General features: G+C 43.6%; 14 protein-coding genes, 1 pseudogene and 1 riboswitch. All 15 genes and pseudogenes read left to right on the top strand.

The window, feature by feature from the left end:
• Window positions 1-37: 37 nt before the first annotated feature.
• Window positions 38-940, top strand: a pseudogene (locus tag L3V42_RS03590) (Rpn family recombination-promoting nuclease/putative transposase); the annotation flags it as partial.
• A 185-nt stretch (window positions 941-1,125) separates the two neighbouring features.
• A complete protein-coding gene (locus tag L3V42_RS03585) occupies window positions 1,126-1,911 on the top strand; it encodes a carbon-nitrogen family hydrolase (protein ID WP_238471344.1) in 786 nt (261 codons plus the stop codon).
• A 530-nt stretch (window positions 1,912-2,441) separates the two neighbouring features.
• Window positions 2,442-3,635 carry a pyridoxal phosphate-dependent aminotransferase gene (locus tag L3V42_RS03580; protein ID WP_305082615.1) on the top strand — a complete coding sequence of 398 codons (1,194 nt, stop codon included), beginning with the start codon at window positions 2,442-2,444 and terminating at the stop codon, window positions 3,633-3,635.
• Between the two features lie 52 nt (window positions 3,636-3,687).
• Window positions 3,688-3,799: riboswitch (SAM riboswitch) on the top strand.
• A gap of 123 nt (window positions 3,800-3,922) precedes the next feature.
• Entirely contained in the window at window positions 3,923-4,939 is a 1,017-nt protein-coding gene (locus tag L3V42_RS03575; protein ID WP_235761833.1) for a methionine ABC transporter ATP-binding protein, read from the top strand.
• 1 nt (window position 4,940) lies between these two features.
• Window positions 4,941-5,603 (top strand): methionine ABC transporter permease, encoded by a 663-nt coding sequence (locus L3V42_RS03570; protein ID WP_235761832.1) that lies wholly within the window; start codon window positions 4,941-4,943, stop codon window positions 5,601-5,603.
• Between the two features lie 39 nt (window positions 5,604-5,642).
• A complete protein-coding gene (locus L3V42_RS03565) occupies window positions 5,643-6,788 on the top strand; it encodes an alpha-hydroxy-acid oxidizing protein (RefSeq protein ID WP_235761831.1) in 1,146 nt (381 codons plus the stop codon).
• 29 nt (window positions 6,789-6,817) lie between these two features.
• Window positions 6,818-7,903: an iron-containing alcohol dehydrogenase family protein gene (locus L3V42_RS03560; RefSeq protein WP_238471343.1), complete on the top strand. Its 1,086-nt coding sequence runs from the start codon at window positions 6,818-6,820 to the stop codon at window positions 7,901-7,903.
• A gap of 18 nt (window positions 7,904-7,921) precedes the next feature.
• Window positions 7,922-8,740, top strand: coding sequence for a MetQ/NlpA family ABC transporter substrate-binding protein (locus tag L3V42_RS03555; protein WP_235761829.1), 819 nt, complete (start codon window positions 7,922-7,924; stop codon window positions 8,738-8,740).
• A 755-nt stretch (window positions 8,741-9,495) separates the two neighbouring features.
• The gene (locus tag L3V42_RS03550; RefSeq protein WP_238471342.1) at window positions 9,496-10,722 is read left to right on the top strand and encodes an NRAMP family divalent metal transporter; all 1,227 of its coding nucleotides are present in this window, start codon (window positions 9,496-9,498) and stop codon (window positions 10,720-10,722) included.
• A 41-nt stretch (window positions 10,723-10,763) separates the two neighbouring features.
• Window positions 10,764-11,510, top strand: a complete 747-nt coding sequence (pxpB, locus tag L3V42_RS03545) for a 5-oxoprolinase subunit PxpB (protein ID WP_235761828.1) — start codon at window positions 10,764-10,766, stop codon at window positions 11,508-11,510.
• A gap of 5 nt (window positions 11,511-11,515) precedes the next feature.
• Complete coding sequence (locus L3V42_RS03540) at window positions 11,516-12,283, top strand: LamB/YcsF family protein (protein ID WP_235761827.1); 768 nt, start codon at window positions 11,516-11,518, stop codon at window positions 12,281-12,283.
• Window positions 12,284-13,243, top strand: coding sequence for a 5-oxoprolinase subunit C family protein (locus L3V42_RS03535; RefSeq protein WP_235761826.1), 960 nt, complete (start codon window positions 12,284-12,286; stop codon window positions 13,241-13,243).
• A 683-nt stretch (window positions 13,244-13,926) separates the two neighbouring features.
• The gene (locus L3V42_RS03530; RefSeq protein WP_238471341.1) at window positions 13,927-15,120 is read left to right on the top strand and encodes a glycosyltransferase family 4 protein; all 1,194 of its coding nucleotides are present in this window, start codon (window positions 13,927-13,929) and stop codon (window positions 15,118-15,120) included.
• A gap of 14 nt (window positions 15,121-15,134) precedes the next feature.
• Window positions 15,135-16,415 (top strand): glycosyltransferase, encoded by a 1,281-nt coding sequence (locus L3V42_RS03525; protein ID WP_238471340.1) that lies wholly within the window; start codon window positions 15,135-15,137, stop codon window positions 16,413-16,415.
• 215 nt (window positions 16,416-16,630) lie between these two features.
• Window positions 16,631-17,887, top strand: coding sequence for a nucleotide sugar dehydrogenase (locus tag L3V42_RS03520; RefSeq protein WP_238471339.1), 1,257 nt, complete (start codon window positions 16,631-16,633; stop codon window positions 17,885-17,887).
• Window positions 17,888-17,895 lie beyond the last annotated feature (8 nt).

Genomic DNA, 17,895 nt, shown 5'->3' with positions numbered 1-17,895 from the left:
AAGAAACATTTAGTCATATTAAAGTAACAAAAAGTTTTTTAAAATTTTTTTACACTACTACTTACCGTCCACTATTATGAATTTTCTTGACACAGACACATTGAAACTTGAGAAGGACAGCTTCATCAACAAAGAACTGGAAGAAAACTACTCCGATTTACTTTTCAGCACAGCTATTGCTGGGAAAAAAGGGTATGTATATTTCCTGTTCGAACACAAAAGTTATGCTGACCAAACCGTTACCTTTCAATTGTTGAAGTACATGGCGGAGCTTTGGGACGCAAAGATGCGGAAAGAGAACCTGAAAACAGTGCCACCTGTCATTCCATTAGTTTTGTATCACGGAAAATCAAATTGGGATACTCCTGATAAACTTAGTAAATTAATCGCAAATTATGACGACTTGCCACCGGAAATATGTCATTTTATTCCGAACTACCAATTCCTGCTTTTCGATTTCACCGATTATTTAGATGAAGAAATCAAGGGCGAGGCCCGAGTTCGGATCGTTATTACGATGCTCCGCGATATCCGTAAGGCAGAAACGATTCAAGAATTACTTGAAGTTATGGATAAAACCATTTTTTATTTACGGGAGTTAGAAGATAAACAGGCAGGTATAGAATACTTCGAGACGATGCTGCACTATATTTTTAGTGCAGCGACGAACGTGACACGAGGAAATATGGATGAAATTTCGAAAAAAATTAAACAAAATTATCCGGAAGGGAGCGGAATTATGATGAGTTTAGCAGATATGTTGCGTGAGGAAGGAAAGAAAGAAGGGAAGAAGCAAGGTGTAGAGGAAGGCAAACGAGAAATGAAAGAAATATTAGTTAAAAACTCGATAGAAAAGGGCTTAGATTTCCGTGTCATTGAAGAAATAACTGGTCTACCGCAAAAAGAAATCCAAAAAATCGCCAGCAATATCAAAGAATAATTTTTACTCCAACTAGAGGGTATGGAACCGAATCGACCGTGCTAACCAAGATCTACACCCTCTGAATCACAACTGGGACAGTTGCTCTGCCCCCGATGTCCCAGCCAAACATGGACCCTACCCCGTCCATGTTTTTTATGTATAAGTATGCTAATATGATATATATTTGAAAGGGGATGGATATGATGAAAGTTGCAGTTTACCAAATGGAACTTGTACCGGGTTCCCCGCAGGATAACCGGGAGAAAGTGAGGCGCTGGGTTGAATCGGAAGTGAAAAATGATAAACCAGACCTTATCCTACTGCCTGAAATGTGGACGACCTCGTATGTGTTAGAGGAGCTCCAGACCATTGCAGACGAAGCGTTGGAGCCTACTAAAACGTTTTTAAGTGACTTAGCGAAGGAACATAACATCAATATCATCGGTGGCTCGATTGCCAACAAAGTAAATGATGAACTGTATAATACAAGTCTCGTCTTTGATCGTACTGGCAATCTCATTTATAAATATAGTAAAATGCACCTCGTTCCAATGTTGAATGAACCAGGATTTTTAACGGGCGGCAAGGAAAAAGTCCAGACCTTTGAAATGGATGGAATCCGCATGGGTGTCATCATTTGTTATGACCTGCGTTTCCCTGAGCTCGCGCGAAAGTTAGCTTTGGACGGGGCACAAGTATTATTCATCCCTGCCGAATGGCCGAAACCACGGACGAATCATTGGGTCAGCCTGCAACTAGCCCGTGCGATTGAAAATCAGATGTATGTCGTATCATCCAACAATGTCGGTACATTAAACGGAGTTGAATATACCGGAGCTTCTCTAATTGTTGACCCCTGGGGCGACGTACTAGCAAAAGGTTCAGAAGATAAAGAAGAAACATTACGAGGCACCATCCATCCAGAAAGAGTAACAGAAGTAAGAAAAAGCGTTCCAATTTTTGAAAGCCGTGTCCCGGAATTATATTAATAAACTGCCTGTTGCTTTCATACAGCGTAAATAATTTGCTCATTCTCTTGAAATGCTCTCTAATCACCGTTCAGTTGCTCGGTGGACGGATGCGCATCCTTAGGCACGGCTAGAGCTCCTCGGGCTGCCGCCCTGCGGGGTCTCCAGGCTCGTGCTGTTCCCGCAGGAGTCACCGTCCACCGGGCAACTGAACTGGTAAGACGGTTATTTTAAATAGAAATTATTCCGTCGCGATAAGGATTCAACTCCTGGAATATTAAACAGTAATCTAAATTCGACCTTTCCTGGGAGCAGTCCAGACACCTCGAGACTTCTGCGGGAGGATAGGCCTGGCGAGACCCCGCAGCGCGATAGCGCGAGGGGGCTTGCCGGCCGCTCAGCAGGTGCGAGAAGTGTCTGGACTGCGGACCTCCAGAAGAGAGTTTTGGACACTTACGCTGTATGAAAGTAATCAACAGCTTTATAAAGGAATAATTAGTTATTTCATGGCGCAAAAGTTGAGTAAATAAACGAATAAAGAGGTTATGTCAATGGAATTTTCGAATCGCTTAAAGGAGTTGCCTGTTCAATTTTTCGCAACTCTCGTAGAAAAAGTGACAAAAGCATACGCAGAAGGCCGCGATGTTATTAATTTAGGGCAAGGGAACCCAGATCAGCCGACACCAACCCATATTGTAGAAGCTTTACAAAAAGCGGCGGCAGATCCAAATTCACATCAATACTCACCGTTTCGCGGTACAGTGGAATTGAAGCAAGCAGCAGCTGACTTTTATAAACGGGAATACAATGTCGAACTCGACCCGGAAACAGAAGTCGCTGTTTTATTCGGTACAAAAATCGGTTTAGTCGAATTACCCCTCGCCTTAATGAATGAAGGAGAGATGATGTTACTGCCGGACCCTGGCTATCCAGACTATCTGTCTGGTGTGAAGCTTGCGAATGTGCGGCATGAAGTGATGCCATTACTTCATGAAAATGCATTTCTGCCAGACTATGACAAGCTAACGCCGAAACAGCTAGAAGAAGCGAAATTATTATACTTAAATTATCCGAATAATCCTACGGGAGCTATTGCTTCTAAGGAATTTTTCGAAAAGACGGCACAGCTAGGCCGGGAACACGGCATTGGAATCGTTCATGATATTGCGTACGGTGCGATTGGCTTTGACGGGAAGAAACCGGTTAGTTTTCTTGAGGCAGCAGGTGCGAAAGATATCGGGATTGAGCTGTATACGTTATCGAAAACATATAATATGGCCGGCTGGCGTGTTGGCTTTGCGGTCGGGAATGCGAAAATGATTGAAGCGATCAATCTCTTGCAAGACCATTTATTTGTTAGTCTGTTCCCAGCTGTACAACATGCGGCAGCAATTGCTTTAACCGAGGAACAGTCAAGCGTAAAAAGGTTAGTCGAGTTATATGAGAACAGGAGAAATACATTAATTGCAGCATGTAAACGTATTGGCTGGGAAGTAGAGGCTCCTAGTGGATCGTTCTTTGCCTGGCTGCCGGTTCCAGAAGAATATACGAGTGAAGAGTTTGCCGACTTGCTGTTGGACGAAGCGGATGTGGCCGTTGCTGCAGGAAATGGCTTCGGTGCATACGGGGAAGGTTATATCCGGGTTGGCTTACTCGTTGACGAAGCACGTTTGAAGGAAGCAATCGAACGGATTGAAAAACTGAATATTTTCCCTGACCGAAAAGGTGAAGAAATTAAAAGTTGACGGAATACGATTTTTGCTGTACTCTATATCAATAGAATTAAATAGCTTATATCTCTTATCAAGAGTAGCTGAGGGACTGGCCCGTTGAAGCTCGGCAACCTTTTTATGGTCAACATAAAACAGGTGCTAATTCCAGCAAAACGTCATGTTTTGAAAGATGAGAGAGGACAACTTGCATACATACAAGCCTCTCTTTCTTTGTAAAAAAGAGAGGCTATTTTAATACAAAAAATGTATCACCGACTATTTTTATATCTGGAGACGATTTGGAAGGGAAAGATAGATAGATGATCAAATTAGATAACATCACGAAGATATTCCCATCTAAGAATGGGGATGTGGCAGCAGTCAATAATGTCAGCCTTCATGTGGAAAAAGGTGAAATCCACGGTGTCATTGGTTACAGTGGTGCCGGAAAAAGTACGTTGATCCGGCTCGTCAATTTACTGGAAAAGCCAAACAGCGGAACGGTAACGATCAATGGTACAGAGCTAACAGCTTTATCAAATGAAAACTTGCGGAAAACACGCCAGAAGATCGGCATGATTTTCCAGCATTTCAATTTGATGAAGACTGCCACCGTTTATGAGAACGTGGCAACTCCGCTTAAACTTCTCGGCTACAACAAAGAAGAAGTGAAGAAACGTGTCGAAAAATATTTGGAGATTGTTGATTTAGGAGACAGAAAGAACAATTACCCATCTCAACTCTCTGGTGGACAAAAGCAACGGGTCGCCATTGCGCGTGCATTATCACAGGAACCGGAAATTCTGCTGAGTGACGAAGCGACAAGTGCCCTTGACCCCGAAACAACCAATTCCATTCTTGATTTACTCCTTAAGATTAATGAAGAACTTGGAATAACGATCTTACTCATTACCCATGAGATGAGTGTAATCCAGAAGATTTGTGACGGTGTAACGGTTCTAGAAAATGGGGAAATTGTCGAACAGCGCTCCACCATCGAATTATTCACCGATCCTCGTCATAAAACGACAAAGCGGTTTTTAGATACCATTTCGCAGCGTAAATTATCTGCATCCCTCATCAGCCAATTGAAACTAAATGGTACGGTGACAAGCCTGACCTTTATCGGGGAAAGTGCTGGGGAGCCGCTGCTCGCACAAGTAATTGAAAAGTTTAACGTAAAGCCGAATATTTTAACGGCAAATATTATGGAATTGAAAAACGGTATCGTCGGAAATCTGATCCTTCATCTTATCGGCGAACCGGAACAAATCAACGCCTCCTTGAAGTTCTTAAACGAACAAGGGGTCGCGACAGAAGAAGTGGAGGGAGAATAAAATGGGAAACTTTATCGAACAATGGCTGCCAATTATTGGACAAGCCGTCATGGAAACATTTCAAATGGTCATCATCTCACTGTTTTTCGCGATCTTAATCGGAGTGCCATTAGGAATACTCGTTGTGCTGACGCGACCAGGCCAATCATTGGAAAATAAGTTCGTCTATCAATTCCTGAACTTAGTAATTAACATCGTCCGCTCGATTCCGTTTATTATTTTATTATTCTTCATCCTGCCATTTACAAAATTCTTGGTCGGAACAACAATTGGAGTACAAGGCGTTATCGTGCCGCTTGTTATTTATACAGCGCCATACCTTGCACGCTTACTGGAAAGCTCGCTCCTTGAAGTAGATAGCGGAATTATTGAAGCATATAAAGCAATGGGGATTAAAACGCATAAAATTATTTGGAGCGTCATGCTCCGGGAAGCCCGTCCATCGATCATCTTAGGCTTAACGATTGTAACGATCAGCTTGATCGGTGCAACCGCAATGGCCGGCCTCGTTGGAGCAGGCGGACTCGGTGACTTGGCATATCGTTTCGGTCACTTGCGTTATGAAGTGGACGTCATGTATGCGACGGTCTTTATCTTGATCATCCTTGTTCAAGGAATCCAGTCTCTCGGTAACCGGATTGCTGCACGTCTCAAGAAGGATTAATGGGAAGAAGAAAGCTCAACTTTTAAGGGGGGAGAGGTCTTGACGACTACGACAAAGACGACAGACGCATTTATTGCGAACTTGGAGATAGAGGAAGACTTTCCTTTTCGTGTGGAAGAGTTAGAGGCAAAAGCGAAAGAGAAAATGTCGAAAAACGCATTTGGCTACACCCGTTCTGGAGGCGGAGGGGAGGAGACATTGCGGAAAAACATCGCATCGTTCGAGAAGTATTCGATTGTTCCCCAATATTTAAATGATGTTTCGAATGTGGACACGACTATAGAATTATTTGGTCATACGTACCGTCATCCATTCTTGCTTGCTCCGATCGGGATGCTTAAAACAACGCATGAAGAGGCAGAACTTGCGGTTGCAAAAGCAGCTGCAAAACTGGATGTACCTTATATCCAAAGCACCGTTTCCAGTTACTCGATCGAGGAAGTAAAGGAAGTTTCAGGAAATAGTCCGAAATGGTTCCAGCTGTACTGGTCCAATAACGAAGCTATTTCCTTTAATATGGTAAAACGTGCAGAAGAAGCAGGCTATCAAGCAATCGTTCTAACGGTTGATACGACAATGTTTGGCTGGCGTGAAGAAGATATGAGCAACCGTTTCTCCCCGCTGAAAGCAGGTTACGGGAAAGCGAATTATATTACAGATGAAGTCTTCCGCTCCACTTTAAAGCAGGACGATGAGGCATCTGTTGTGGAAGAGATTTTGCAAAATATTTATCATCCGACACTAAGCTGGAAGCATGTTGCCGAGCTGAAGAAACGCACGTCCCTTCCAATTTTACTAAAAGGAATCTTGCACCCGACAGATGCAAGACTTGCAATTGAAAGTGGTGTTGATGGCATTATCGTCTCAAACCATGGTGGCCGGCAGCTGGATGGCGTTATCTCTAGCATTGACGCGCTTCCTGCCATTCTGGAAGAAGCAGGGGGAGAAGTTCCAATTTTAATCGATAGTGGGATTCGCCGCGGCGCAGATGTCGTGAAAGCACTTGTGCTCGGTGCGGACGCCGTCTTACTCGGCAGACCTTATGCATATGGTTTAGCTCTCGGCGGACAAGCTGGAGTTGAAAAAGTACTCACCAACTTTATTCAGCAGTCGAGATCATCCCTTGCTCTTGCAGGTGCATCTAGTGTGAAAGCAGCCCGCAATATTCATATTGTGAAAGATTAAGCGAAGAGAGCGAAAAGGAGACCGTTAGCATGACTTCAGCAATTGTAAAAGGCGCACCAGGTCATTACCGGATTGGAGCCGATGTTTTAAAAGAATTACCGACACATCTTGCAGCTTTAGATATAAAAAATATTCATATCGTAAGTGGTAGAAAGGCCTGGGAGGCCGCTTCACCGTATCTGCCAGAAGAACTCAGTCGTTCCGCAATAACTTTCGTTGATGGACCTTGTACCTTAGAAACAGTAGAACAACTAGCAACGCTGTATAAACGCGAAGCAGTCGATGCCGTCATCGGAATCGGTGGAGGAACAGCTCTTGATATTGCAAAGGCAGCAGCCGTACAAGCTGGCATCAAGTCGGTTCTCATTCCGACAATCGCAGCGACATGTGCAGCCTGGACACCGCTAAGTGTTTTCTATGAAGCAGACGGAACCCATTCTCACTATACAGAGTTTCCATTAGCGAACACACTTGTCCTCATAGAACCAGCGATTATCGCCGCTTCACCGATTGAATATTTGAAAGCAGGTATCGGTGACACGCTGGCAAAATATTATGAAGCAGATGCGTTAGTCCGCCGTTTTTACAAGGATAAGGAGCTGCCTGTTTGGCTGCAAGTTTCCCAATTTGCAGCACTTGCATGCCGTGATATTTTACTGAAAGACGGGAAAGCTGCACTCGAATCCGTCTCTGAAAAGAAAGTGACAGATGCGCTTATTCGTGTTATCGAAACAATCATTATGACAGGCGGCATGGTCGGCGGATTCGGGGAAAAAGCAGGCCGGATTGCCGGTGCCCACTCGGTTCATAACGGCTTAACGGAAGCTCCAAGTATGAAAGATTTCCTCCACGGATCAATCGTTGCTTACGGTACGTTAGTCCAGCTCGCGATTGAGGAAAAAGAGGATGAACTCAACAAACTTCTCGAGTACTACGAAGAATGGGATTTTCCAACATCATTAAAAGATTTAGCCGTAGATGTACATGACGCGGAAATTTTGGGAAGAATAATGAAAAAGATTTTACTTCCGCAAGAATCAATCCATTTAATGGAGGAAAAAGTAACAGAAGACATCTTGGAAAAAGCAATCTTCCATGTCGAAAATAAAAAGTGAAAGAATGAGGGAAAGTAAATGAAAAAAATATTATTGACAGCAATTCTTGCAAGTGTGTTCGTTCTATTCGCTGCTTGTGGCGGCGGCTCGGACGATGAAGCAGCGGAAGGTTTACTGGAAGACGGCAAGCTCACCGTTGGAGTAACAGCAGGACCACATGAAGAAATTTTAGAAAAAGTAAAAGAGCTTGCAGCAGAAGAAGATTTAACGATTGAAATTGTATCATTCAGTGACTATGTCATGCCGAACGTGAGTCTATCAGAAGAGGAACTTGATCTCAACAGTTTCCAAACCGAGCCATTTTTTGATCATATGAATGAAGAACGTGGACTAGATTTAGTAAAAGTAGCAGACACGGTAACATTCCCAATGGGAATTTATTCTGATAAAATAACGGATATCGCGGATTTAGAAGACGGTGCAAGTATTGCTTTACCAAGTGACCCGACAAACAGTGGACGTGCGTTATTATTATTCGAACAAGCTGGCTTAATCACGCTAGAAGAAGGACTCGGCGTGAACGCTACGGTCAATGATATTGCGGAAAACGAACATAACTATGAATTCATTGAGCTTGATCCAGCTCAAATCCCGCGTCAGCTTGGCGAAGTGGATATCGCAGCAATCAACTCGAACTTTGCAATGGATGCAGGACTTGTACCTGGTGAAGACTCCATCTTCATCGAGCAAGACTCCACATTCGTTAACCTAATTGCCGTTCGCGCAGAAAACGAAGACGACCCAGCCGTTCAACAGTTCATCGACATTTACCAATCTGAAGAGGTTGAACAATTCGTTGAGGAAACATACCAAGGATCTATTCTTACTGGGTGGTAAGAATTTGAGTTGAATCTTATGATAAACAAACGAAAAAAAGCGGGTAAAGTCATCAATGGATGATTTTACCCGCCTTTTTTATTTAATAGGAGTTCTCAAGCGCCCGTTTGATCTGGATTAGAATACGTTCGGGAGTTTAAAGGGCTTCTCAACGACGATTTAATCCAAAATTGGTTACGTTCGGGTATATAGAAGCGCTCTAATCGCCTGTTTAAAGACGATTCTGTTTTGTTCGGGCAGAGAGCCTATCAACACCCGAAGGCCCTATCTTTAATCTAATTCGGGTAATAAGATTCTATATCCCACCAAAAATTTACTCTGAATAAAAAAACAAGTCCCCCAGCTTATTACATGGAAGCTGTCAACCCTAAGATCCTCGGTCTCTTCAGCCCTATCCATGAAGATTATTTCTATACCAATATTCATCGGGCGGATTTGTCTCAATATTATGTGATTTTGTAGCGTGATTTTTAAACTTGCATGTTCCAGTTAGATTGTTTATATTATATTTTCGACTTGTCGGATCTTTGATTTTGCTTTTTTGTAATGAAGTGTAATGAGTAGCGTACAAACGAGCAAACTAAAGATACTGACAAGTTTTTTATCGTAAAAAACGATAAAGCAAAGGTGATATGGCTAACTATATTAACTAGCAGCAGCCACGTCCAGCTAAACGGGCGCTTTCGCCTTTGTTTGTGTTCATGCGGGGAAGCTCGCTATATTTACAAACAACTAGAATTTAGAGGGAGGTCAACATGTCAAATTTAAATCACGAAAACACATTACTTTCAGCAAAGGATCAGAAGGCTCGCAGAAGATCCCTCATGGGAGCGGCGTTTTTAATGGCAACATCTGCAGTGGGGCCGGGATTCCTCACGCAAACAGCGGTATTTACAGAATCGTTTCTGGCAAGCTTTGGCTTTGTCATATTCGTTTCGATTCTATTAGATATAGGTGCACAGCTTAATGTCTGGCGCATTATCAGTGTTTCAGGACTGCGCGGTCAAGAAATTGCGAATAAAGTACTGCCAGGTTTAGGTGCCATTGTAGCTGTCTTTATCGTTATTGGCGGTCTTGCCTTTAATATCGGAAATATCGGTGGGACAGGCTTAGGGGTTAACGTTGTCTTGGGAGTTGATCCGAAAATCGGCGCATTAATTTCTGCTGCGCTTGCTATCATTATATTTTTATCAAAAGAAGCTGGGGCAGCGATGGACCGGATGGTATACATTTTAGGAGGGTTGTTAGTCCTTCTGATCGGCTATGTCATGTTCGTTAGTCAACCACCGATAGGAGAAGCGATTCATCGGACGTTCGTGCCGCTTGAACTCGATGTATATGCGATTATTACCATTGTCGGAGGTACGGTTGGCGGGTATATTACATTTTCCGGCGGCCACCGTTTACTCGATGCAGGCATTACTGGAAAAGCAGCAATTCCGGAAGTGAAAAGAACGGCTGTACTCGGCATTAGTGTTGCTTCACTCGTGCGAATTCTGCTTTTCTTAGCTGTATTAGGAGTTGTTTCCCAAGGAGTTGCCCTTAATCCGAGCAATCCCGCAGCAACTGTTTTCCAATCAGCAGCTGGTGATATTGGTTATCGATTATTCGGAGTCGTTCTCTGGGTTGCCGGGATTACCTCCGTCATTGGAGCAGCCTATACATCTGTATCCTTTCTGAGATCCTTCCATCCGATCATTGATAAATTTCATAAATACTGGATTATCGGATTTATAATCTTTTCAACCGCCGTATTTGTGGTGATTGGTGAAGCTACGACATTGCTTGTGCTTGCTGGAGCGGTAAATGGCTTGATTCTGCCGCTTGTCTTAGGTTCGATGCTGCTTGCCGCCCATAACAAGAAGATTATGGGAGACTACAAGCATCCGGTATGGCTGACGATATTCGGGGCGCTAGTTGTCATCTTAACTGCCATACTCGGAGTTCGTACATTGATTCAAATGCTCCCACAGTTTTTCTAATCATGATAGAATAAAGAGACACACATGGAAAACGTGAAATTATGATAGAAATGGTGAAAGCGATGTTTGAAATCAGTCTGTACGGGGACAGGGGAATTCGAATTCAGTTGGGAACTACAATTTCAAAAAAGACGAACGAACGTATCCGAAATTTCTCTGCCCTTTTGGAAAAAGAAAGTATCTCTGGCATCATCGAATGGATTCCAGCTTATACAGCATTATCGATTTACTATGACCCGCTTTTGATTCCATACGATTCCTTAAAGAATCGTATGGAATCTCTATATGAAAAACTTTCACTCGTAGCATTGCCCCCACCGATAATTACGGAGATACCCGTCTATTATGGGGAGGAATACGGGCCAGATCTCGGATTTGTCGCCGAACATAACGGGCTTACTACGGACGAGGTCATCGATATTCACACGAGTAGCAATTATCTGATCTACATGATGGGTTTTTCTCCTGGTTTTCCATATCTTGGAGGGATGTCAAAGAAAATCGCCACCCCAAGGCTTATCTCACCTCGGGCAAACGTTCCTGCAGGGGCTGTTGGGATAGCCGGAGCTCAAACGGGAATCTATTCCATGGAGAGTCCGGGAGGCTGGCAGATTATCGGCAGGACCCCATTGAAATTATATCATCCACTTCGTCATCAACCGATTCTGCTCCGGTCAGGAGATTATATTCGGTTCTCTTCTATAACAAAAACAGAATTTGAAGAAATCGAGATAGCTGTATCACGTGGAACCTACCAGCCGAATGTTATACAGCACGAGGGAGAGTGAGTGGCATGGAAAAATATCTAGTCGATTTAAACAGTGATTTAGGCGAAAGCTTTGGTGCATACCAGATTGGTCAAGATGAATTCGTGATGAAATATATTACTTCAGCCAATATTGCAGCAGGCTACCATGCTGGTGATCACAATGTGATCAGGCATGCGGTAAAACAAGCAGCTGAAAACAATGTCGGAATTGGTGTCCACCCAGGATTCCAGGATCTGCAAGGATTTGGCAGACGCATCCTTCACGTGGAACCAGAGGAGATCTATAATCTGATTGTTTATCAGATTGGTGCTGTTCAGTCTTTTGCCCAGCTGTATAATCAAAAGCTGAATCATATAAAACCGCACGGAGCCCTATATAATCTAGCAGCAAAAGACGCACGACAGGCGCAAGCAATTGCTCAGGCGGTTTATGATGTTGATCCCGCTCTTATCCTGTTTGGGCTTGCAGGCAGTGAGCTTATAAAAGCGGGAGAAGCGGCTGGTCTACAAGTTGCGAATGAAGTTTTTGCCGATCGTACTTATCAGCCGGACGGGTCGCTCACACCTAGAACGGAAGCAAATGCAATGATCGAAGACCCGAAAGAAGCGGTGCGCCGGGTGATCCGGATGGTGCAAGAGGGGAAAGTGGAAGCGGTAGACGGAAGTGATGTGGCGATTAAGGCAGACACCATCTGTGTGCATGGTGATACAGATGCAGCTTTGGCCTTTGTAATGGAACTGCAGCAAGGACTCGTTCGAAACGGGATTACGATAAAAAGAGTGGGGAAGTAAATGGAAAAAGCAATGATTGAAGTAATCAAGCCAGGGCTTGCAACGTCTGTTCAGGATTTAGGACGGAGCGGCTATCAGCAATTAGGAATGGTAGTGGCAGGTGCAATGGACCATTTCGCCCTTCAAGTTGGAAATATTCTTGTTGGAAACAGACGAAATGCAGCAGGTCTTGAAGTTGTCTTAATGGGGCCGAAACTAAAGTTTTTAAAAGACACGGTCATTGCCATTTGCGGTGCCGACCTGTCGCCTGCAGTTGACGGCACCCCGATTCAATTATGGAAATCCTATTCACTTTATGCAGGGCAGACCTTATCCTTTGGAAAGCCTGTCACAGGAACGTACGCTTATATTGCAGTGAGCGGCGGGATTCAGACGCCGGAAATAATGGGAAGCCGGTCAACTTATGTAAAAGCAAAAATCGGTGGATTAAATGGGGAATATCTTGTAAAAGGCGATAGACTGCCAACGGGGGACCCCATAATGAAAAGTTCAGGCAGAGTGCTCCCTTCTCGTCTCGTTCCAGATTATGATAAGCAAAGGAACATCCGCGTGATTCTTGGTCCTGACGCCAAAGCTTTTACAAAACAAGGAATCCGTACATTTTTAACAGGAACTTACAAAAAGTCATCACAAACAGACCGGATGGGGACCCGGCTAATCGGACCGGAAATTACGCATGCAAATGAGGCGGATATTATATCTGACGCAACTTTCCCCGGAGCAATCCAAGTACCGGCGAATGGTCAGCCCATTATTTTGCTAGCTGACAGGCAGCCGACAGGCGGGTACACAAGAATTGCCACCGTCATAACGGAGGATATCTCAAGAGCAGCGCAGATTCAGCCAGGAAAAGAATTGACATTCGAAGCAGTTACGCTTGAATTCGCCCAAGAATTATATATATGCCGCGAGCGCCTGCTGAAATGGCTCAGCATAGCGGGACGAGAAGTCCATCCTTAATGAACGGAGTAGGATAGACGACCCGTCCCGTTTCTTCTATTATTTTTCTACCTTTTTAACCCCATGTTCATGATAGAACAGAAATTCCTCCAGGCTGTTCGCCGTCCAGATTAACAATACCCGTCAGATCTATAATTTGAGCAGGCTCCTAGGTTTTCGTGCCGAATTTGTCTAATAGGAGCCTTCTATTAGACAGAATCCTAGGCGTGGAGCAGAATCTGTCCGATAGAGCTCCTGTCAGAGACAAAATCCCGTGCGTGCAGCAGAATCTGTCTGATATAGCTCCTGTCAGAGACAAAATCCCGTGCCTGTAGCAGAATCTGTCCGATAGGGCTTCTGTCAGAGACAAAATCCCATGCATGCAGCAGAATCTGTCTGATATAGCTCCTGTCAGAGACAAAATCCCGTGCCTGTAGCAGAATCTGTCTGATAGAGCTCGTCTACGAGACATTAATCCCGTGCATGGAACGAAATCCGTCCAATATAGTGCATCTAAGAGACATAATCCCGTGTATAAAGCGGTATTCGTCTAATTCATTTCTAAATAAATTATATGCTTCTAAGATTGAACTGCTCGTATGAAAGGATATGAATTCGATTTGTAATAGCATTGTAATTATCGTATCATGTAAATTTATGATAAAATAGTAAGGGTGTTTACTTGCGATTAGGAGCGTTCAAACATGTCCAAGAAAGTTTTACTCATGACCCAGAATTTCTATCCTGTCATCGGCAGCTCTGGGAATCGGATGAAAAACATCTATCAATTGCTGAATGAAAACGGCATAGATGCAGATGTTTTAACAACCGAACCGGCCTACCCGAATAAAAACATGTACAAAGACAGCGAATTTTGGGATGATGAATCATTAAATGAAGAAAAATATAAAATAATACGAGTTCCCATTAAAAATAATCGATTTCAGAATCATATTTTAAGCAGATTATTTTTTTATTTGGAAGTCATGTACCGCTTCTTGCTCGAACTATGGAAGCTGAGAAAGAACGGCTACGATTATATATTAGTAAGTACACCGCCAATCTTTATTGTATTCTCCGCCTTTGTCGGGAAATTCGTCCTAAAATCGAAACTGATTCTTGAAGTCCGTGATCTCTGGCCGGATAGTCTTATTGGAGTGAAGACCTTTCATAATAAACCGATCATCAAAATCTTCCGCTTTCTCGAGAAGAAGATGTACGGAAAAGCCGACTCGATTGTTATTAACAGTATCGGATTCTATGATCATATCAAAGGAAAACTCAAGCAAGACAAGCCAATTACTTATATGCCAAACGGACCGAGGGTGCATGAAATTACAGAAGATAATCCTGAAACGAAAGAATTCCGTGTTGTGTACACAGGTAATCTCGGACTCGCCCAGGATATCGACCACCTCAAACTGGTAGCTAACTTGCTGCATGCGGAAGGAATCCGTTTTGATGTAATCGGTTATGGTGTGCGGACGGAAGAGTTTGTGAACTACTTAGCAGAAAATGACTTAAACACCGTTCATATTCATAAACCGACGACAAGGAAGAAGAGCCTTGAGCTCATTAAGAACAGCAACGTTGCAGTCGCTTTTTTAAATGACGAAGAAGTGTTTTCCACCGTTTTACCAGGGAAAATCATCGACTATATGACGTGCAGGACACCAATCATTGCCGGTGTGAAAGGAACAGCCGCAGATATGATTACGGAGAACGAAACCGGGTTCACCTTCGACCAGACAGACGTCGAGGGGATCGTTGCGAAAATTGTCGAATTGAAAAATGACAAAGCAATGGAGCAGCAGCTCGGGGAAAATTGTATCCGCACGGTCAAGGAATATTTTCTTTGGGAAAACAACATCAAGAAGTTAATTGATATTATGAAGTAATGAGGGAAAAATAAATGAAACGTGTAGGAATGTTTGTATGGAATCATTTCACAAATGATGCAAGGGTTCTACGGGAATGCACAGCATTATCCCAAAATGGGTATGATGTCGAACTCATCTGTATTGATGACCCGAACGATCCGGATGTGTTGCAGTATGAAGAAGTGAATGAGCATTTCCGAGTTCACCGGATGCGCAGGTACCCGGTCACACTCGAACTGCTTCAGAAAGCATACCGCTTCACCGCAAGACATAAATGGCCAGCACTTCCAATTTTAGCAGTCTGGGGCTTGATGCTTTATTTTATCCCAATCCTCACGATTTTGCTCACGATTCTAGTCGGCCTATTATTAAAAACAAAAGTAAGAGTCATTTGGATCCGCGGTGCATTGATCCTCCGTATGATAATCAAAGGCCACCGTGGCAATTATGATATCTATCATTCCAATGACTTGAACACGATGCCACAAGGGTATGTCAGTGCGAAATGGCGTTTTAAAAAGAAGCCACTTATCTATGACTCGCATGAAGTACAGACGAGCAGAACCGGCTATGACAGCCCGTGGTATAAACGGTTTGAACAATTTTTCATTAATCGCATGGACAGCATGATTGTCGAAAACGACACTCGCGCGAAGTTTAATGAAGAACTTTACGGCTTCTACCCGCATGTATTGCATAATTACCCATCCCTTGAGATCCAGCAAGTGGATGAAAAAGTTGATTTGCATGCCATGCTTGGTTTACCTCAAGATGAGAAAATTCTCCTTTATCAAGGGGGAGTTCAAGCAGGAAGGGGTCTTGAAAAGCTGATTGACGCCTACCCGCTCTTTAAGGAAGGAACCCTCGTTTTTATCGGCGATGGGAAAATTAAAGACAAGCTTGTGCAAACGGTGAAAGAAAGGAACTTGGAAGACGGCATCCGTTTCATTCCAAAGGTTCCCGTAAGAGACCTGCCGAAATATACGAAAAATGCATATCTCGCGTTCCAAGTGTTGAACAATATCAACTTCAACCACTGGTCGGCTTCATCGAATAAATTATTCGAGTATATGATGAATGAAGTCCCGGTCGTTGCTTGTGATTTCCCCGAAATTAAAAAAGTCGTAGAAGAAAGCGAAGTCGGTGTCACCATCGACCCGCACAAACCGGAGGAAATCGCTAAAGGGGTTAACTATATGCTTGAAAACCCTGATAAACGAGCCGAATTCAGCGCTAATTGCAAAAATGCCCGAAAGAAGTATAATTGGGAGATAGAGCAAAAATATCTGCTCGAAGTTTATGAGAAGTATTAATCAAAAGCGGAAGCGCGCCTTGCAGGTTAAAAACGCGATTCGTTTCGCAACACCTGGGACTGCGATTACTCGTCCCACCGAAGGGCGTTTGCACTAGCACATCCTGTGCTTCGTAGCGACGTACGGAGGTGAAGGAAATCCGCTAGTCGCTGGGCGCTGGAGCTAGACGTTGTTAAATATAAAAATCTATACTTAAAAGAAAGAAGGAATTCATTGTGAAATTATGTACCATCGGATTAGGATATATCGGACTACCGACTTCCATTATGTTTGCGAACTATGGAGTAGAAACAATCGGCGTCGATGTGAAAAAAGAAGCAGTGGACATGTTGAATAATGGAACCATTCATATAGAAGAACCAGGTCTGCAAGAAGCATTGGAAGAGGCAATGGAAAAAGGAAACTTCCGTGCGTCCTTAACACCGGAGAAGGCGGACACATTCATTATCGCCGTCCCAACACCAAACAAACCGGACGAGCACCGCTCCATGGACATCACGTATGTCATGCAAGCAATCGACAATATGATTCCGGTTCTTGAAAAAGGAAATGTTGTAATTGTTGAGTCGACCATCGCACCACGTACGATGGATGACTATGTAAAACCGCGTCTCGAAGAAGCAGGCTTTACAATCGGTGAAGACATCTATCTTGTGCATTGTCCGGAACGTGTACTTCCAGGACAAATCATGGACGAACTTGTGAACAACAACCGTATCGTTGGGGGTATCACAGAAGCTTGTACGGATAAAGGCGCTGACGTTTACCGCACATTTGTTAAAGGTGAACTCATCAAAACAAATGCCCGTACAGCAGAAATGTCCAAACTCATGGAAAACACATACCGCGACGTGAACATTGCGCTAGCAAACGAACTTGCAAAAGTATCGAACGAGCTTGGCATCAATGCGCTTGAAGTAATCGAAATGGCAAACAAACACCCGCGTGTGAACTTGCACACGCCTGGACCAGGAGTCGGCGGACACTGCCTCGCAGTCGATCCGTACTTTATCATTTCAAAAGCGCCAGAAGCATCAAAAATCATCAGCCTTTCCCGTGACGTAAACAACTCGATGCCAGAATATGTTGTCGACGCAGCGGAAAAACTAGTGAAAAAGCATAACGGCAAGAAAATCACAATCTTCGGCCTCACCTACAAAGGAAACGTCGACGATATCCGTGAAAGCCCAGCAATGGAAATCTATGAAATCTTAAACAAAAAATCAGAATACGAAGTGGTAGCCTACGATCCGCACGTAACTTTAAGCTTCGTCGAACAAGACCTCGCGGGAGCACTCGGCGGATCCGACCTGGTCCTAATCCTAAGCGACCACAACCAATTCAAAGAACTAACCGACGAAGCATTCAACAAAATGAATAACAAACAAATATTCGACACCAAAAATATCGTCCAAAAACACACAGACGACATCGCCTACATTAACTACGGTAATTTATACGAGTATTTATAAAAGTCTTT

It is taken from the genome of Oceanobacillus alkalisoli, from assembly GCF_022213125.1.
GTDB classification, from domain to species: Bacteria; Bacillota; Bacilli; order Bacillales; family Amphibacillaceae; genus Oceanobacillus; species Oceanobacillus alkalisoli.
This window is presented reverse-complemented; position numbering and strand designations above follow the sequence as displayed.

Bases quoted from the DNA above. Each gene is read 5' to 3' on its own strand.
- L3V42_RS03585 (WP_238471344.1), top strand. From the start codon at position 1,126: ATGAAAGTTGCAGTTTACCAAATGGAACTTGTACCGGGTTCCCCGCAG.
- L3V42_RS03580 (WP_305082615.1), top strand. From the start codon at position 2,442: ATGGAATTTTCGAATCGCTTAAAGGAGTTGCCTGTTCAATTTTTCGCA.
- L3V42_RS03575 (WP_235761833.1), top strand. From the start codon at position 3,923: ATGATCAAATTAGATAACATCACGAAGATATTCCCATCTAAGAATGGG.
- L3V42_RS03570 (WP_235761832.1), top strand. From the start codon at position 4,941: ATGGGAAACTTTATCGAACAATGGCTGCCAATTATTGGACAAGCCGTC.
- L3V42_RS03560 (WP_238471343.1), top strand. From the start codon at position 6,818: ATGACTTCAGCAATTGTAAAAGGCGCACCAGGTCATTACCGGATTGGA.
- L3V42_RS03555 (WP_235761829.1), top strand. From the start codon at position 7,922: ATGAAAAAAATATTATTGACAGCAATTCTTGCAAGTGTGTTCGTTCTA.
- L3V42_RS03550 (WP_238471342.1), top strand. From the start codon at position 9,496: ATGTCAAATTTAAATCACGAAAACACATTACTTTCAGCAAAGGATCAG.
- pxpB (WP_235761828.1), top strand. From the start codon at position 10,764: ATGATAGAAATGGTGAAAGCGATGTTTGAAATCAGTCTGTACGGGGAC.
- L3V42_RS03540 (WP_235761827.1), top strand. From the start codon at position 11,516: ATGGAAAAATATCTAGTCGATTTAAACAGTGATTTAGGCGAAAGCTTT.
- L3V42_RS03535 (WP_235761826.1), top strand. From the start codon at position 12,284: ATGGAAAAAGCAATGATTGAAGTAATCAAGCCAGGGCTTGCAACGTCT.
- L3V42_RS03530 (WP_238471341.1), top strand. From the start codon at position 13,927: ATGTCCAAGAAAGTTTTACTCATGACCCAGAATTTCTATCCTGTCATC.
- L3V42_RS03525 (WP_238471340.1), top strand. From the start codon at position 15,135: ATGAAACGTGTAGGAATGTTTGTATGGAATCATTTCACAAATGATGCA.